The following is a 14,356-nucleotide window of genomic DNA, read 5'->3' as shown; positions in this document are numbered from 1 at the left end:
CCCCGGCCGACGTCCCTCGCCCTCAGCTCCTCGGCGAGCATGGCGCGATCGATGCCGCGGCCGAGCCGCTTGTGCTCGTGGACGACGAGCGTGATGGCGACGCCGGAGGAGCGGATCTCCCCGGCGGGCTTCACGGCGGTCTCCAACTCGGGGCGTGTGAAGGCGGGTGGAGATCTACTCCGAGAAGTTCCGGGTCACCCCGGCCTCGGCTAGGGAGTCCAGCTGTGCGTCCAGCACGAGCGCCAGAGGCGGACGTGTCCGACGGGGTCGGTACCTGCGCTCGCAGGCCGGGGTAGCTCGGTCCAGGCCGAACCTCGCTTGCGCACCGCGGGCGTCGGCACGGTGAGCGCCTCGGCGAGTTGGGGCACGATGCGGAAGCGGTCGGTGTGCCACTGGATCGCCGTTTGCGACGCCTCATGAAACATGATCGCCGCAGGTGAGGTGCCGTGGGAGCGGGTTCCCCCCATCAGCGACCGCCTAGGAAACACCGGCGGACCCTTCTGGCTCTGGCTACCCCAAAACCGGCCATGGATCTTGATTGGTCGAGTGCCTGGCATCACCGGGACGGGTCGCGGGTGTCGGCCTTCTTGTCTTGTTGATCGGCGCGGGTCGCGGGGGGCTTCTGGTGCCCGGCAGGGGAGGCCGTCCAGCTGGCGAGGAGCTTGAGCCGGTCTTCGTCGGGAGTTCCGGGCTCGGCGGTGTAGATGGTCAAGGAGTGTGCCTCGTGGACGGAAAGGGGCAGGTCCAGCGGCTGGTAGGTGAGTTCCAGGGGGCCTGCGTCGGGGTGATGGAAGCTTTTGACGCCGCCGTGGTGGATGCGCACGTCGTGAGCGGCCCAGTGAGTACGGAAGTCGGTACTCACGGTGGACAGCTCTCCGATGAGAGCGCGCAGCGCCCTGTCGTGCGGGGAGCGCCCGGCTTCGGCGCGCAGCAGGGCGACGGTGGTGGCGACAGCGCCGTCCCAGTCGGCGACGAAGTGATGTGAGCCGGGGTCGAGGAAGTAGTAGCGGGCGAAGTTGGGGCGGCCGCGTTCGTTCACGGCCGCACCGTCGAACATCGGCGCGAACAGGGCGCGGGCGAGAGCGTTGGTAGCCACGATGTCCAGGCAGCCGTTGGTGACGAAGGCCGCGGACAGTGTCATGGAGTCGAGCAACCACTGGACACGGGGCGGGACGCCGTCGGCCTTGCGGCGCCGGGGTGTGCGGCTGGCCGGCTGCGCGGCCCTGGCCAGATCGAAGAGGTAGGTACGTTCGTCCTCGTCCAGGCGCAGCGCGCGGGCGACCGCGTCGAGCACGTCATCGGAGACACCGCTGACGTGTCCCCTCTCCAGGCGCGTGTACCACTCGGTGCTCACGCCCGCCAGAACCGCGACTTCCTCGCGCCGCAGTCCCTTGACGCGGCGCCGTCCGCCGGCGGGCAGCCCGGCCTGCTCCGGGGTGATCTTGGCGCGCCGGGTGGCGAGGAAGTCCCGGATCTCAGAACGGTTGTCGGGTCGCTGAACCATGCCCTCCACGGTAGGCGCCCACCGCCGGGAAGGGAGGTTGAACTTATACCCCCCATAAACGCAACCTTCCTCGCCAGGGAGGCAGCCGCTTGTCTTGGTACACAGCCAGGACCACGACTGCCGTTGGGCCCTTCCGGTGGGCTCCGCAGCAGCAGGAACGGCGGTGGACAAGCCGCGGGCGGTCCTGTGCCTTCCTGGACACCAGCCGGCGCAGACAGCGCCGACGAACGACAAGGAGATCCCACATGCGTGGAGTAGTGATGCACAAGGCCGGCGACGTCCGGGTCGAGGAGCGCGAGGACCCGAAGATCATCGAGTCCACCGACGCGATCGTGAAGCTGACCGCGACCTGCATCTGCGGCTCCGACCTGTGGCCGTACCGCGGCATCGAGCCCGCCGACCACACGCTCATGGGGCACGAATACGTAGGCGTGGTCGAGGAAGTCGGCTCGGATGTGACGACTGTCAAGCCCGGGGACTTCGTGGTCGGCTCGTTCGTCATCTCAGACAACACATGTGAGATCTGCCAGGCCGGCTTCCAGTCCAAGTGCGTGCACGCCGAGTTCGTCCACGCGGGGATCGGCACCCAGGCCGAGAAGGCCCGTATCCCGCTGGCCGACGGCACCCTGGTCGCCACCCCCGGACAGCCCGCCCCGGAGCTGATCCCCGACCTCCTGGCCGCCTCCGACGTGCTGGGCACCGGCTGGTACGCCGCTGTCGCCGCCGAGGCCGGCCCCGGCAAGACCGTCGCGGTCGTCGGCGACGGCGCCGTCGGCCTGATGGCTGTCCTGGCCGCCAAGCAGCTGGGCGCCGAGCGGATCATCGCCATGTCGCGCCACCCCGAGCGGCAGAAGCTGGCCCGCCACTACGGCGCGACCGACATCGTCGAGGAGCGAGGCGACGAGGGCGTCGCGAAAATCAAGGAACTCACCGGCGGGCTGGGAGCGCACTCGGTCGTCGAGGCGGTCGGCACGCAGGAATCGTTCATGCAGGCCGTCGGCGCCACCCGCGGCGGCGGGCACCTGGGCTACGTGGGCGTGAACTACGACGTGTCCATCCCCGGCATCGAGCTGTTCTTCGCCGGCATCCACACCCTGGGCGGCCCCGCCCCGGTGCGCCGGTTCCTGCCCGACCTGATCCAGCTCATCTGGGACCGCAAGATCGACCCGGGCAAGGTCTTCGACCTCACCTTGCCCCTGGAGCAGGCCGCCGAGGGCTACAAGGCGATGGACGAACGCCGCGCTACCAAGGTGCTCCTCACCCTCTGACCCGTCCCCCTTTTCCACCACCCGGAGACGCAGCACTCCTGCCGCCCGCCCCTTTTGGCGAAGGATCCACCATGGCCACGTTCGCTCTCGGCGGCGCCGGCCCGGGCCTGGGCCTCGCGGCCGCCCGCCGCTTCGGCGCCGCCGGCCCGCGGATGATCAGCTGGGCGGCATGGATGTCATCGCTGGCGAGGGCGTCGTGGGAGCGGCCTGCCGAAGGAGTGCGCGAGCTGGACGAAGGTCTTCGAGCGGGCGAGCGACCGCTGTGCGGACGCGGGGCTCGAGGTCTTCGCAACCCCGAAGATGCTCCGGCACTCCATGGCCCTGCGGATGCTGATCTCGCTGCACAACGCGCTGGATCGCCGACTCGGGCTGACGGCGGCCCAGCGCCTGCACTACGAGGAGGTGTACGGGCAGGTCTGGCAGATGGTCGAGGACATGCTCGGCCACCGCAGCGAGCAGGTGACGCGGGACGTGTACCTGGAGCCGGTACGCGGACTACAGCTGGAACGGTCCCTCGCGGCCACCGCGAGGACACAAAAGGGGGCTCTGCGGACCCCGATGACGGCCTGATCCCGTTGAGCGTCCACGAGATCAGGCGCCTGCACTCCGACCTGACCTTCACCCCGCACCCGCGCTCCCACACCGAGGCCTGGTCATACCGGCGACGACTCAAAGATCACGGCCTGCGGCTGTAGTTACTAGCTGTATTGATCACGAGCGTTGTTAACGCTGGCCGGGCTTGAAGTGGTCAGAGCCATTCGTTGATCGCGGCGATGGGCAGAACGGCCAAGTAGCGGACGGCGAGTTTCTCGTAGCGGGTGGCCACGGCGCGGTAGCGCTTGAGCCGGTTGATCCCGCGTTCGACGGTATCGCGGTGCCGATACACGGCTTGATCGAACGCCGGTGGCGGCCGCGGTTGCGGCGGGCTCCGGCGGCGTGCCGCACGCGACCGCGCAGGGCTGTTCCGGATTGCGTGGAGAACAGATGGTCGAAGGGCAGCTCGAGACCCCTCAACGGTCCCAGCGCAGCGGTATCGCAGACGACATGAGTCATACGCCCGCCCGTCTTCGAGCTACCGGCAGGATGATCCTCGGTCACGTCAGGAAGCCAGATCAGCCGACACGGACCGGTGCGACACGGCCGCTGGAGGCCGCCCTGGTCAGTCGCGGCGCGGTCCACCTCAGCTCACGGCACCATATGCATCTAGTTGCACAGCATCGATTTGCATATTACGGTGCGCCCATGGCTTTGGAGCACGCGATTCTGGTGTCCTTGGCGGAGAAGTCCGCCACGGGATACGACCTGGCGCGTCGGTTCGACGCATCGATCGGTTACTTCTGGACGGCCAGCCACCAGCAGATCTACAAGGTGCTGGGCCGGATGGAGCGCGCCGGCTGGGTCGAGTTCGAGACCGTGGCCCAGGACGAGCGACCCGACAAGAAGGTCTACGTTCTGACATCGGCTGGTCGCGATGAGCTGAGTGTGTGGACATCCCAGGCAACGCCGGTCGAGTACCTGCGCAGCGAGTTCGCGATCAAACTGCGTGCCCTGCCATTCGGAAACCCGACTGCGATCGTCGAAGATGTCCGCACCCGCCGCCTGGTGCACGAACAACGCCTCGCCTACTACGCCGAGAGCGCCGCGCGTTTCTATCCCGACCCCGACGCCCTGCGCCCGGACCAGATGGGTGCCTGGCTCGTGCTGCGCGGGGGAATGCTGGCCGAGGAGACCGGGCTGGCCTGGTGCGACGAGATTCTGCAGCGGCTGGCGCCCGAGGAGACGGACCGATGAGCCCCGACGCCCCGGAGCAGGGCGCTCAGGCAGGTCAGGACCGTCAGCGCGATCAGCACGACACGGACCGGTCAGCCCGAGGCCGTTCCACCACCGGTTGTTCGATGCGCGCCTTTCGTACCGCCGTCGAGGCCGGCGACTTCGTCGCGCTGGGCGAGTTGCTCGCCGAGGACGTCGTCTTACGCAGCCCCGTTGCGTTCAAGCCCTACGAGGGCAGGCCGATCGTCGCGGCGATCCTGCGTGGGGTCGGCCGGGTCTTCGCCGGCTTCCGCTATGTCCGTGAGCTCGCGGACTTCGACGGCCACGGCGGGGCGCTGCTCTTCGAGACGTCTGTGGACGGGACGAGCTTGAACGGCATCGACCTGATCCGCACGAACGACGCCGGACTGATCAGCGGGTTCACCGTCATGGTGCGGCCTCTGTCGGCGGCGACCGCCGTCGCCGCAGCCATGGGCGCCCAGTTTTCTCAGATCCAGGCCGAAGCGATCGCCGGCCTCCACAGCACGACACCCTCCCGGGAGTGAGCACCGTGAACCCGTACCCGCACTTGCTGGAACCCCTCGACCTGGGCCACACGACGCTGCGCAACCGCGTCGTCATGGGGTCGATGCACACCGGCATGGAGGACCGCGCCAAGCATCTGCCCGAACTCGCGGCCTATTTCGCCGAGCGCGCGAAGGGTGGCGTCGCCCTGTCGGTGACCGGTGGCTATGCACCGAACTGGCGTGGCTGGCTGCTCCCGTTCGGAGCGCAGATGACGTCGAGGCGGTCTGCCGACAAGCACCGCATCGTGACCGACGCGGTGCACGAGCACGACGGCAAGATCGTGATGCAGATCCTCCACGCCGGGCGTTACGCCTACCATCCGTTCAAGCGGGCGGCGTCGGACATCAAGTCGCCCATCACTCCGTTCCGAGCCCCCAAGGCGATGTCGACCAGGGAAGTCGACCGGACCATCGACGACTTCGCCGCCTCGGCGGTCCTCGCCCGCCGCGCGGGCTACGACGGCGTCGAGATGGTCAAGGGTGTGACCTACGACCGGATCGACGACGACGGCCTGCACATCACGGTCGCCGTCGGCGACGGCACCACCGAGTCACGGGTACTCGACGTCGACACGATCATCCTGTGCACGGGCCAGGAGTCGGTCCGCGACCTGATCGAACCGCTCGCAGCGCTGGGCCGCCCGGTCCACATCATCGGCGGCGCCGACGTCGCCGCCGAGCTCGATGCCAAGCGAGCCATCCGGCAGGCCACTGAGCTCGCCGCCCGGCTCTGACCCCGGCCCGCGGTTCACCGCGGCCCCTGAACAAACCTCCCCCACGGTGCGGCGCTGTGCCCAACCGCCCCTGTCCACGCGTCGAGAACGGTGAGAACCGCCATGAGCTACACCCCACCGATCAATGAGTACGAGTTCCTCCTGCGCCGCGTCATGAACGGCGCCGAGCACCTGGCCGACGTGACCAACGGCGAATACGACATCGACGACGTCGTGGCCATTCTGTGGCCGGCCGCCGAACTGGCCGCCGAGGTCCTGCAGGACACCAACGTCTCCGGCGACCGGGTCGCAGCGCGCATCGAGAACGGGCAGGTCGTCACCGCACCCGGCATGCGCGAGGCCTACGCGAAGTTCACCGGGGCGGGATGGAGCAGCGTAGGTGCACCGGTCCAAGCCGGCGGCGCTCCCCGCATCGTCTCGGCAGCTCTCACCGAACTGTGGAGCGCCGCGAACCCCGCATTCGCCATGTGCAGCGGACTGACCCAAGGCGCCGTCGCCGCAATCTCCTGGTCCGGCACACCCGAGCAGAAATCCGTCTACCTCGAGCCGATGGTCGAAGGCCGCTGGACCGGCACGATGAACCTGACGGAGCCCCAGGCCGGCACGGACCTCGCCGCAATCCGCACCCTCGCTCGACCGCAGGACGATCAGACATGGCGTGTGAGCGGCCAGAAGATCTACATCTCCTGGGGCGACCACGACCTGACCGAGAACATCGTGCACCTCGTGCTCGCTCGAACGCCGGACGCACCGGCAGGGCTACGGGGACTGTCACTGTTCATCGTCCCCAAATTCCTTCCCGACGCCGATGGCCACCCGGGCCACGCGAACGGGGTCACCCCCATCGCACTCGAGCACAAGATGGGCATCAAAGGCAGCCCGACCTGCGTCCTGCAGTACGAGGACGCAACCGGCTTTCTCCTGGGGGAACTGAACCAGGGGCTCCCGGCGATGTTCGTGATGATGAACCTCAGCCGCCTCGGCGCCGGCATCTGGGCCCTCGGCATCGCCGACCGCGCCCACCAGGCGGCTCAGCACTACGCCCACCATCGTGTCCAGGGCAAGGTCCTGGACGAGCCCGAAGGCACACCCATCGCCCGCCACCCCGACGTAGCGCGCCTGTTGTCCTCGTCGGCCGGCATCATCACCGCCATGCGCGGACTGATGCTGCAAACCAGCATCCACCTCGACCGAGCCTTCGCCGGCGACGCCGAAAGCTTCGAGCTCACCGACTTCCTCACCCCCGTCGTGAAGGGCTGGATAACCGAGGAAGCCATCGGGATCACCTCCGACGCCGTCCAGGTCCATGGCGGCGCCGGCTTCATCGAGGACACCGGCGTCGCCCAGTACTACCGCGACGTCCGCATCGCTGCAATCTACGAAGGCACCACCGCGATCCAGGCCAACGACTTCCTCGGCCGCAAGATTCTGCGAGATCGAGCCGGCACCGCCTCCCGCGTGCTCGACATGATCGAGACCGATGTCCGACATCTAGCCGAAGCCGAGCACCCGGTAGCCGTCGCGACGGCCGAGCGAATGACGCGGTCCCTCGCCTCGATTCGAGACGTCACCGTCCTTCTGCTGGACCACGCAACCGAGGGCCGCCGACGTGACGCCTATGCCGGCGGCGTCCCCTATCTCAAGATGTGGGGCCTGGTCCTCGGAGGCTGGATCCACGTCCGAACGCTCCAGGCCGTCCTCGACACCCGCGACGGCACCTCCGAACAGAGCCACCGCCGGATATCCGAAGCCAACGCCTACGGCGCTCACCACCTCAGCCGCATCGCGGCGCACGCGCAGTCCGCGAGCGCAGGAGAAACCGGCTACTGATTCCCCATGGAGTTGTCAACTGGTGTCGGTGACAGGCTGTGTGGGTTTCAGAGGAGTGCGATCGCGGGCGACGGTGCGGTGGGCTCGAAGGTACGACCGTCGCGTATCAGGCCCATAAGACGTTCAGACGACGTCGAGCGAGGGCTGTGATCGCCTGTTTGTGGCTTTTCCCCTCGGCTCTCTTGCGTTCGTAGAAGGCTTGCGAGACGGGGCAGGAGCGGGCCGAGCTCGTCTGTCGACCGGCGCACCTTGGCGCTGGTTCAGGCGGAGGCTCGGGCGGATCCAAGACCCTCACTCTCGCGTCGCAGGACCAGGGCTCCATCGATGCCGTCGTCAAGGCGTTCGAGAAGGCCAACCCCGGGCGTCAGGGTCCGCTACACCGTCACCGGCACCGATCAGTACCAGCAGCAGATCCGAACCCAGCTGAGCTCGGGCACGGCACCGGACGTGATGTCGGTCTGGCCGGGCAACGGGAACGCCGCATGCTCGCACTGCACCTGCTCCAGTCGGCGCTGGTGCACGTCAACACGCTGCTGATGCAGGAGATCCTTGCCGATCCGAAGTGGGCGGACAAGCTCACCGCGACGCGGACCGCCCGGCGCTGTCGCCGCTGTTCTGGACCCACGAATCCGTACGACCGGTTCGAGCTGGATATGAACAGCCGCCTCGATCTGGACCTGTCCCTCTGGGCGACGGTGCCCGGCCGGCGCCCCGCGAGGAGAGACCGCGGCCGCCCCCGGCATGACGCTCGGGCTTCGCCTGCTGCCTCCCGCGCGGGTTGGCGTGGGAGAGGGGCGGGCGGGCCGGTCGGTCAGTGGCTGCCGGCGAGGGCGGCGTCGTACTGCGCGTCGGTGACGGGCTCCAGCCAGGTGGTGCCGTCGCCGTTGCCGTCACCGACCACGAGGGCGATGTGCGCCATGAGGTTGGTGTCCGTCGCGCCGTGCCAGTGCTCCTCGCCGGCTGGGCACTTGAGGGTCTGCCCGGCGCTGATGCGTACGACGCTGCCGTCACGGGTGCCGACCAGACCGACGCCGTCGGTGACATAGAGGACCTGACCGTTGGCGTGGGAGTGCCAGTTGGTGCGGGCGCCGGGAGTGAAGCGCACCAGGCCGGCCGCGAGGCGGGCGGGCTCGGTGGGGGACTCGATCATGTTGAGGTAGACGTCGCCGGTGAAGCGCTCGGCCGGGGCCTTCATGGTGGGGGTGGAGGTGATGTGTTCCATGGCTCTTTTCCTTCATCGTGAGGGGGTGCTGGGCGTCAGCGCGGTCAGTCGTTACGGTCGTCGGCGATCTTCTTGAGCTGGTTGATCGCGGTCATGGCGTTGGGCCAGCCCGCGTAGAAGGCGAGGTGGGTGATGGCCTCGGACAGCTCCTCGACGCTCAGGCCGTTGTCCAGGGCGACGCCCAGGTGGTAGCCGAGCTGCTCGGAGCGGTAGAGGGCGGCCAGCACGCTCACGGTGACCAGGCTGCGGTCGCGCGGGGACAGCCCGGGGCGCTCCCAGACGTCGGCGAAGAGCACATCGTTGGTGACCTCGACGAGCTTCGGCGCGATGGCGGCAAGCTCCTGGGGTGCGGACTGCTTCGGCATGCGAGGACTCCTCGATCAAAACGGTGCGGGCCGGTCAAGACCACTGTGTGGTGGGTACGGTTGCGACTGCCCGGGATCCGAAAGTCCCAATCTCCGCCGATATCGAGGAATCTACGGATCACAGAGGTGAGTGAGGGCATGGGCTTACAGGCCCTGACAGGCCCCCCACCCGTGCGCCGACCGCCTTGGTACTCCAGCAGCGGTCGTTTCTTGAGCTGCGTTTTTGGTAGGCCCAGTTCGCCGCCGGACCCGCCGTACTCCTCCTCGTTTCGGGCCGACGCGATCTGCCCGCGCACTTGGGGAGTGCGCGGGCGGATCGCTCACCACCGGTTCGCTCCGACGGCTACCGGGTCGCGGCTACGGCGTGACTGTCAGAACCGTGTGCCCGAGGGTGGTCGGACCGTCGCCGTACTCGACGGCACCGACGTACCGTTGGCCGCGTGTGGCGTCCGGCCACGCCACCGTGACCTCTGGGCGGTCGCCTGCTGAGACGTGCTGCTGGGCCGGGGTGACCGTGGGTGTCACGGCCGGGGTGCCCTGGCCGACCTTCCAGCTCCACAGGGTGTACTGCTGGCTGGTCGTGTCGGCCGGCAGTTCGTACTGGAGGACGTAGACGTCGTAGTCGCCGGGCGGCAGGTCGACGTGCTCGTCGGAGCCGGGGCCGGCCCAGTCGCCGATGTGGTTGCCGTCGGTGTCGAAGGCGTACAGGTCGAGGTTGCTGCCGGGGACGTGGTCCGCGGAGGTGATGGCGAACCGGGTGAAGGGGGCGCCCCCGGGGACATGGACGCGGTGTTTCACGACGGCGTCGTTGGTGCGCTGACTCATGGTGAAGTCGGCCTGGTCGGTGCCGGTGAGGGTGCCGGTGGTCTTCTCGCCGGTGTAGAGGGACGCCTTCGCGGTCAGCTCGCCGTTCCAGTCGACCCCGGTCCTCAGCGTCGCGGAGTCACCGTCGGTGACCGTGACCTCGTCCGGGGCGGAGAACGCTACGGCGCGCAGGGCGACCGGGCTGGTGACCTCGTGGTGGCCGTGCGCGTCGCTGAGCGTCAGGGAGCCGAAGGACCAGGTGTCGTGGGCCGCGCTCGTACGCTCGAACGCCACCTTGTACGACACCGACTCGCCCGGCGCGACCGTCAGCCGCTTCGGGGTGACCTCGGCGCGGAAGCCCGGCGGGGTCTGGAGCTTCGCCTTGTACGTGGCCGTCTGGGCCGAGACGTTGGTGACCGTGCGCGTCACCGTCTGCCTGCCCAGCAGGTCGCCGACCGCGATAGACGGGTAGTTGAGGTCGCTGGGGTCGGTCTTCGGGGCCGTGGCGCAGGCGTCGCCGCTGTCCTCGGTGGCCGGCTTCTGGCCGATCGCGCAGAGGTAGGCGGTCCAGTCGGCGGAGGTGGAGTCGTAGACCAGGCCGGGGTCGGCCGCCCGGGTGACCCGGGGCAGGCCCGCGCCGTAGTCGAGGGGCGAGGCGGAGTCGGCCAGGGCGCGGCCGATGGGGTCGCCGTTCTCGTCGGTGGTCGTGGCCGTCGTCATCAGCGCCGACTTGATCTCCATCGGCGACCAGTCGGGGTGCAGCTGCCGCAGCAGGGCGCCAAGGCCCGCGATGTGCGGGGACGACATCGACGTGCCGTCGGCGAAGCCGAACGGGCCGGGGTAGTAGCTGGTGCTGCCGGGCACCACGCCCGCCGGAATGGTCTCGCCGAAGGAGGCGATGTCAGGCTTGAGCAGGTCGCCGTCGCTGAAGTGGTCCGGGCCACTGGAGGAGAAGGAGGTGATCTCCCGGGTGGCCTGGTGGCTGCTCTTCGTGGGCGTGAACCGGGCGGTCGCGCCGGCGGCGGAGGCGTACGCGTGGACCGCCTTCGCGTCCTCGGTGCCGATTTGGATCAACGGCACCGGGTAGAGGTACGCGAAGAATTGCTGATCGGAGGTCGGCGTGTTGGTGACCACGAGCCCCTTGCCGCCGACCGCCAAGACCTCGTCCGCCTTGCTGTCTGTCCAGATGCCGTCACCGCCTCGGTCGCAGACGATGATCTTGCCCTTCGCCCGTGCCGGATCGAGCGTGCCGGACGCGCACAGCGCGGCCCTGCCGGCGTCCGAGCCGTCCTTGCGTACGGCGGCTGCCTCGACCAGCGGGGCCGAGTCGACCCCCGGGTTCAGGCTGATGCTGGTGTAGCGGCGGCCGTCGCCGAGGACCAGGGAAGCGGTGTACTGGGTGTCGTGCGTCGCCGCGGCGACCGTCGTGACCCACGGGCCGGTGTGGTGCACCGAGTCCGGGCCGCCGTTGTTGGCGGACGCGGCGATGAACACGCCCGCCCTGGCCGCGTTGAACATGGCCTCCATGTCGGGCTGCTCGGTGAGCGTGCCGGTGAGGGAGAAGTTGATGACGTCGACGCCGTCCGCCACGGCCCTGTCGATCGCGGCCGTGAGGTCCGCGGTCGGGCAGCCGAAGCCCGGCCAGCACGCCTTGTAGAAGGCGAGACGGGCGGCCGGAGCGATACCGCTGAGCCTGCCCTCGGCGTTGCCGCCGGGTACCGACGCGGCGACGTCGTAGTTCCCGGCGGCCGTGCTGCCGGTGTGCGTGCCGTGGCTGCTGGTGTCCAACGGCGAGGGAGTGTCTTCGCGGTCCGCGGGGACGCCCGCACCGAACCACTGCGCGCCGATCACCTTGTTGTTGCAGGTCACCTTGCGCGCGGGGTCTTCACCCGGGTCGCAGACGCCGTGCCACTTCTTGGCGATTACCCCGGCGTCGGGGCGCGGCTCCGGCAGCGCGGCGAACATCGGGTTCGAGGGGTCGACCCCAGTGTCCACGATCCCCACGATCACGCCTTCTCCGGCGTGCTCGGGGCCGCCCGCCTTCGCCCACAGACCCTTGTCGCCGGAGAGGCCCAGGAGACGGGGGATGTCGGGGAACTGGGCGGGGCGGGATGCACGGGGCGCCTTGGAGCCCGGGGTGTGCGGTGTTCGGACGGCTGCGGGTCCGGTGAGGGCTGATCGCGCCCCTGAAAGACCTTCGCCCCGCGAGCGGCTCACATCGTCGGGAGAGGGCGGCTGCTGGGCCGCAGGAGTCGGGACCTCGCCCTGGGCCCCGTCCCGGCCGTCGGCCGCGGTCCGGATGTGGGTTTCCGCCCGGCCCACCGCCCCCGGCCTATCGTTCGGCCCCGTCGACGTCAGCTGGGCGACCGTGTTCCGGGTCACCGAGACGACCCCAGGCGTCGAAGTCAGCTTCGCGGCCTGCCGGCCGGTCAGTTCGGCGGCGAATCCGTTGAACGTGTACGAGTAGTCGTAGAGCGTCTCGACGCCGGGCACGGCGTCGAGGACCCGCTCCCGGCGGTCGTCCAGGTGCGCCACGTACTTCTCGACCGTGGCGGAGTCTGCGTCGAGCCGCCTGCCCGCCGCAGGCGCCGTCCGCTTCAGCCCCGGCAGGTCGCCCCTGTATCCGGCGACGGGTTGGCCGTCGAGCTTCACGATGTACGTGCCGTCACCGTAACTGACTCCCCTCCCAGTGGAGTTGGCGTCGGCGGCGAAGGTGGGAGAGAGGACCGCCATGACGGTCAGGGCTCCGGCGAGGAGGGACACGAGAGTGGTGACGGCCGCTCTCGGACGTATGCGTGTGCGTGTCACTTGTGATCCATATCGATCGGGTGCCGCGGAGGCATCGGGCGCCAGGTGTCCGGCCGACATCCGCCTCTGCGGCTGTGGGGGGGGTGTGCGGGGCGGCTACGGCGTGACTGTCAACACCGTGCGCCCGAGGGTGCTCAAACTGTCGCCAAATTCGACGAGGCCGAGGTACTGCATGGCCTGCAAAGCGGGCCATGTCACCTTGAGTTCGGGCTCTCGCCCGCGGCCATCGGCCGGGTGGCCGGTGTGACGGTGGTGGGGGTGTCGGGTTCGAGTTGGCCGACCTTCCGGCTCCAGAGCGTGTACTGCGAGGTCGCCTCGGCCGGCACGGCACACGCGGTGAGTGCGAGCGCCACGGTCAGGTGGTGGCGCACCTCGCGCGGATCCCGCGGGTCCGACACATCGGCCAGCCGCGCCAGCAGGCCCGGGACCTCTTCGGAAACGGCATCTGATTGCTCGCGGAGCTGGTCAAGCGCAGTCGGGATCAGTGATGACGCGTCGGCAGGCCGGCCTTCCACTCGGGTCACGAGGCGTGCGAACTCCCTATCTTGAAGCCGCGCCTGTCATACTCCGGGGCCACGCTGAGTTGACAGATCGCCACGAACCGGGCGTCACACGACTACGCCGAAGCCTTGACCCCGAAGAAGCTCATTGAGTGCCGGGAACCAGCAAGGTGACTTTCATCAGACCCGGGACACATCACAGCCTCCACCAGCCGCAAAGCGGTTCAATCAGGCGAGTACGTTGGGCATCGCCTCACTTACGCGGATTGGTCGTCCGAGACTTCCATGGCCTGGATGAGTGCTCCGTCGGGGTCGTAGAACAGGAAAGACCGAAGTCCGGGCATCGGGGTCCAGATGTAGTCGGTCTGAACCTCTACACCAGCGGCCTTGACACGCTGAAAGAGGTCATCGATGTCGGGCACTGTGAGCGCCAGCTCCGTGATGCCGGTCGCACCGTAGCGCAGGTACTCGTCCGGAGCCTTGGTGGTGATCGGGTTGGCCGCCTGCTGCAGTTCCAGCGTCGCGCCAGAGTCGTCGGAGACGATCACGATCCGGGTCGCCGCGTTCTTCGCGCCAAGAATGTCGTCGAGCGTCGAGGCGTCGAACCAGTTTCCGGGCTCGGCACTCTCGAACAACACGTTCTTGAATCCCAGGAGGTCCTGATAGAAGGGCACCGATCGGTCCAGATCGCTCACCATGATGCAGATGTGATGGAAGGGCACGATTCTCCTCTTTGGACTGGGGGAGCGGTCGCCACAGGCACTGGCCCGGCGGCACTGATCCAGACCGGTCGACGGCCAACTCCCGGCGCCGGTCTGCAACTTCAGCCGCAACGGTAAAACCTGACGCTAGTGTCAGGTGCAAGTCTTTCGAGGTGAGACCCCCGTGAGCAGAGGGGCCGAGGCGGCGGCCGGATCTGCGAGTGACCGCCCATCACTCAGCTGACCCCTGGCGGCCCGTACTCCCCCCGAGGTGTCGGCAACCG

At 68.6% G+C, this 14,356-nt stretch carries 14 protein-coding genes and 1 pseudogene; 6 read left to right on the top strand and 9 right to left on the bottom strand.

The genetic code is table 11. The annotated features are described in order from the left end of the window. Nucleotides 1-556: 556 nt before the first annotated feature. A complete protein-coding gene (locus tag OG734_RS38735) occupies nt 557-1,504 on the bottom strand; it encodes a helix-turn-helix domain-containing protein (RefSeq protein ID WP_330292079.1) in 948 nt (315 codons plus the stop codon). A 245-nt stretch (nt 1,505-1,749) separates the two neighbouring features. Between OG734_RS38735 and OG734_RS38730 the strand changes: the two genes are divergently transcribed. Together OG734_RS38730 and OG734_RS38725 are read left to right on the top strand one after the other, a co-directional pair. After that, nucleotides 1,750-2,772: a zinc-dependent alcohol dehydrogenase family protein gene (locus OG734_RS38730; protein ID WP_330292078.1), complete on the top strand. Its 1,023-nt coding sequence runs from the start codon at nt 1,750-1,752 to the stop codon at nt 2,770-2,772. 300 nt (nt 2,773-3,072) lie between these two features. Further along, nucleotides 3,073-3,342, top strand: a complete 270-nt coding sequence (locus OG734_RS38725) for a hypothetical protein (protein ID WP_330292077.1) — start codon at nt 3,073-3,075, stop codon at nt 3,340-3,342. A gap of 178 nt (nt 3,343-3,520) precedes the next feature. Here the strand turns inward: OG734_RS38725 and OG734_RS48140 are convergent, their stop codons facing one another. Beyond that, entirely contained in the window at nt 3,521-3,658 is a 138-nt protein-coding gene (locus tag OG734_RS48140) for a hypothetical protein (RefSeq protein WP_443064993.1), read from the bottom strand. A 356-nt stretch (nt 3,659-4,014) separates the two neighbouring features. Between OG734_RS48140 and OG734_RS38715 the strand changes: the two genes are divergently transcribed. From OG734_RS38715 to OG734_RS38700, 4 genes are all read left to right on the top strand, one after another. Then, nucleotides 4,015-4,563, top strand: a complete 549-nt coding sequence (locus OG734_RS38715; RefSeq protein ID WP_330292076.1) for a PadR family transcriptional regulator — start codon at nt 4,015-4,017, stop codon at nt 4,561-4,563. A gap of 104 nt (nt 4,564-4,667) precedes the next feature. Continuing rightward, complete coding sequence (locus OG734_RS38710) at nt 4,668-5,087, top strand: nuclear transport factor 2 family protein (RefSeq protein WP_330293945.1); 420 nt, start codon at nt 4,668-4,670, stop codon at nt 5,085-5,087. Further along, nucleotides 5,084-5,842: an oxidoreductase gene (locus tag OG734_RS38705; RefSeq protein ID WP_330292075.1), complete on the top strand. Its 759-nt coding sequence runs from the start codon at nt 5,084-5,086 to the stop codon at nt 5,840-5,842. Before OG734_RS38710 ends, OG734_RS38705 begins: the two co-directional genes overlap by 4 nt. 102 nt (nt 5,843-5,944) lie before the next feature. Further along, on the top strand, nt 5,945-7,672 hold the full coding sequence (locus tag OG734_RS38700; protein ID WP_330292074.1) for an acyl-CoA dehydrogenase: 1,728 nt from the start codon (nt 5,945-5,947) through the stop codon (nt 7,670-7,672). 47 nt (nt 7,673-7,719) lie between these two features. Here OG734_RS38700 and OG734_RS38695 read toward each other — a convergent pair. The 7 genes and pseudogenes from OG734_RS38695 to OG734_RS38665 all read right to left on the bottom strand — a co-directional run. Continuing rightward, a pseudogene (locus tag OG734_RS38695) lies at nt 7,720-7,898 on the bottom strand (IS110 family transposase); the annotation flags it as partial. Nucleotides 7,899-8,067: 169 nt separating this feature from the next. Then, nucleotides 8,068-8,193: a hypothetical protein gene (locus tag OG734_RS38690; protein WP_330292073.1), complete on the bottom strand. Its 126-nt coding sequence runs from the start codon at nt 8,191-8,193 to the stop codon at nt 8,068-8,070. Between the two features lie 290 nt (nt 8,194-8,483). Beyond that, the gene (locus tag OG734_RS38685; protein ID WP_330292072.1) at nt 8,484-8,894 is read right to left on the bottom strand and encodes a (R)-mandelonitrile lyase; all 411 of its coding nucleotides are present in this window, start codon (nt 8,892-8,894) and stop codon (nt 8,484-8,486) included. Between the two features lie 44 nt (nt 8,895-8,938). After that, nucleotides 8,939-9,259 carry a carboxymuconolactone decarboxylase family protein gene (locus OG734_RS38680; RefSeq protein ID WP_318758420.1) on the bottom strand — a complete coding sequence of 107 codons (321 nt, stop codon included), beginning with the start codon at nt 9,257-9,259 and terminating at the stop codon, nt 8,939-8,941. Between the two features lie 357 nt (nt 9,260-9,616). Continuing rightward, nucleotides 9,617-12,871, bottom strand: coding sequence for a S8 family serine peptidase (locus tag OG734_RS38675; RefSeq protein ID WP_330292071.1), 3,255 nt, complete (start codon nt 12,869-12,871; stop codon nt 9,617-9,619). Nucleotides 12,872-13,065: 194 nt separating this feature from the next. Next, nucleotides 13,066-13,395 (bottom strand): transposase family protein, encoded by a 330-nt coding sequence (locus tag OG734_RS38670; protein ID WP_330292070.1) that lies wholly within the window; start codon nt 13,393-13,395, stop codon nt 13,066-13,068. Nucleotides 13,396-13,628: 233 nt separating this feature from the next. Continuing rightward, a complete protein-coding gene (locus OG734_RS38665) occupies nt 13,629-14,093 on the bottom strand; it encodes a VOC family protein (protein WP_330292069.1) in 465 nt (154 codons plus the stop codon). Between the last annotated feature and the right edge of the window lie 263 nt (nt 14,094-14,356).

The sequence above is a fragment of the Streptomyces sp. NBC_00576 genome, from assembly GCF_036345175.1.
Classification (GTDB): Bacteria; Actinomycetota; Actinomycetes; order Streptomycetales; family Streptomycetaceae; genus Streptomyces.
The sequence above is the reverse complement of the archived record's forward strand: the minus strand, read 5'-3'. Positions and strand labels throughout refer to the sequence as shown.

Excerpts from the sequence above, each read along its gene's own strand:
- OG734_RS38735 (WP_330292079.1), bottom strand. The coding sequence starts at position 1,504 with ATGGTTCAGCGACCCGACAACCGTTCTGAGATCCGGGACTTCCTCGCC.
- OG734_RS38730 (WP_330292078.1), top strand. The coding sequence starts at position 1,750 with ATGCGTGGAGTAGTGATGCACAAGGCCGGCGACGTCCGGGTCGAGGAG.
- OG734_RS38725 (WP_330292077.1), top strand. The coding sequence starts at position 3,073 with ATGCTCCGGCACTCCATGGCCCTGCGGATGCTGATCTCGCTGCACAAC.
- OG734_RS38715 (WP_330292076.1), top strand. The coding sequence starts at position 4,015 with ATGGCTTTGGAGCACGCGATTCTGGTGTCCTTGGCGGAGAAGTCCGCC.
- OG734_RS38710 (WP_330293945.1), top strand. The coding sequence starts at position 4,668 with ATGCGCGCCTTTCGTACCGCCGTCGAGGCCGGCGACTTCGTCGCGCTG.
- OG734_RS38700 (WP_330292074.1), top strand. The coding sequence starts at position 5,945 with ATGAGCTACACCCCACCGATCAATGAGTACGAGTTCCTCCTGCGCCGC.
- OG734_RS38685 (WP_330292072.1), bottom strand. The coding sequence starts at position 8,894 with ATGGAACACATCACCTCCACCCCCACCATGAAGGCCCCGGCCGAGCGC.
- OG734_RS38680 (WP_318758420.1), bottom strand. The coding sequence starts at position 9,259 with ATGCCGAAGCAGTCCGCACCCCAGGAGCTTGCCGCCATCGCGCCGAAG.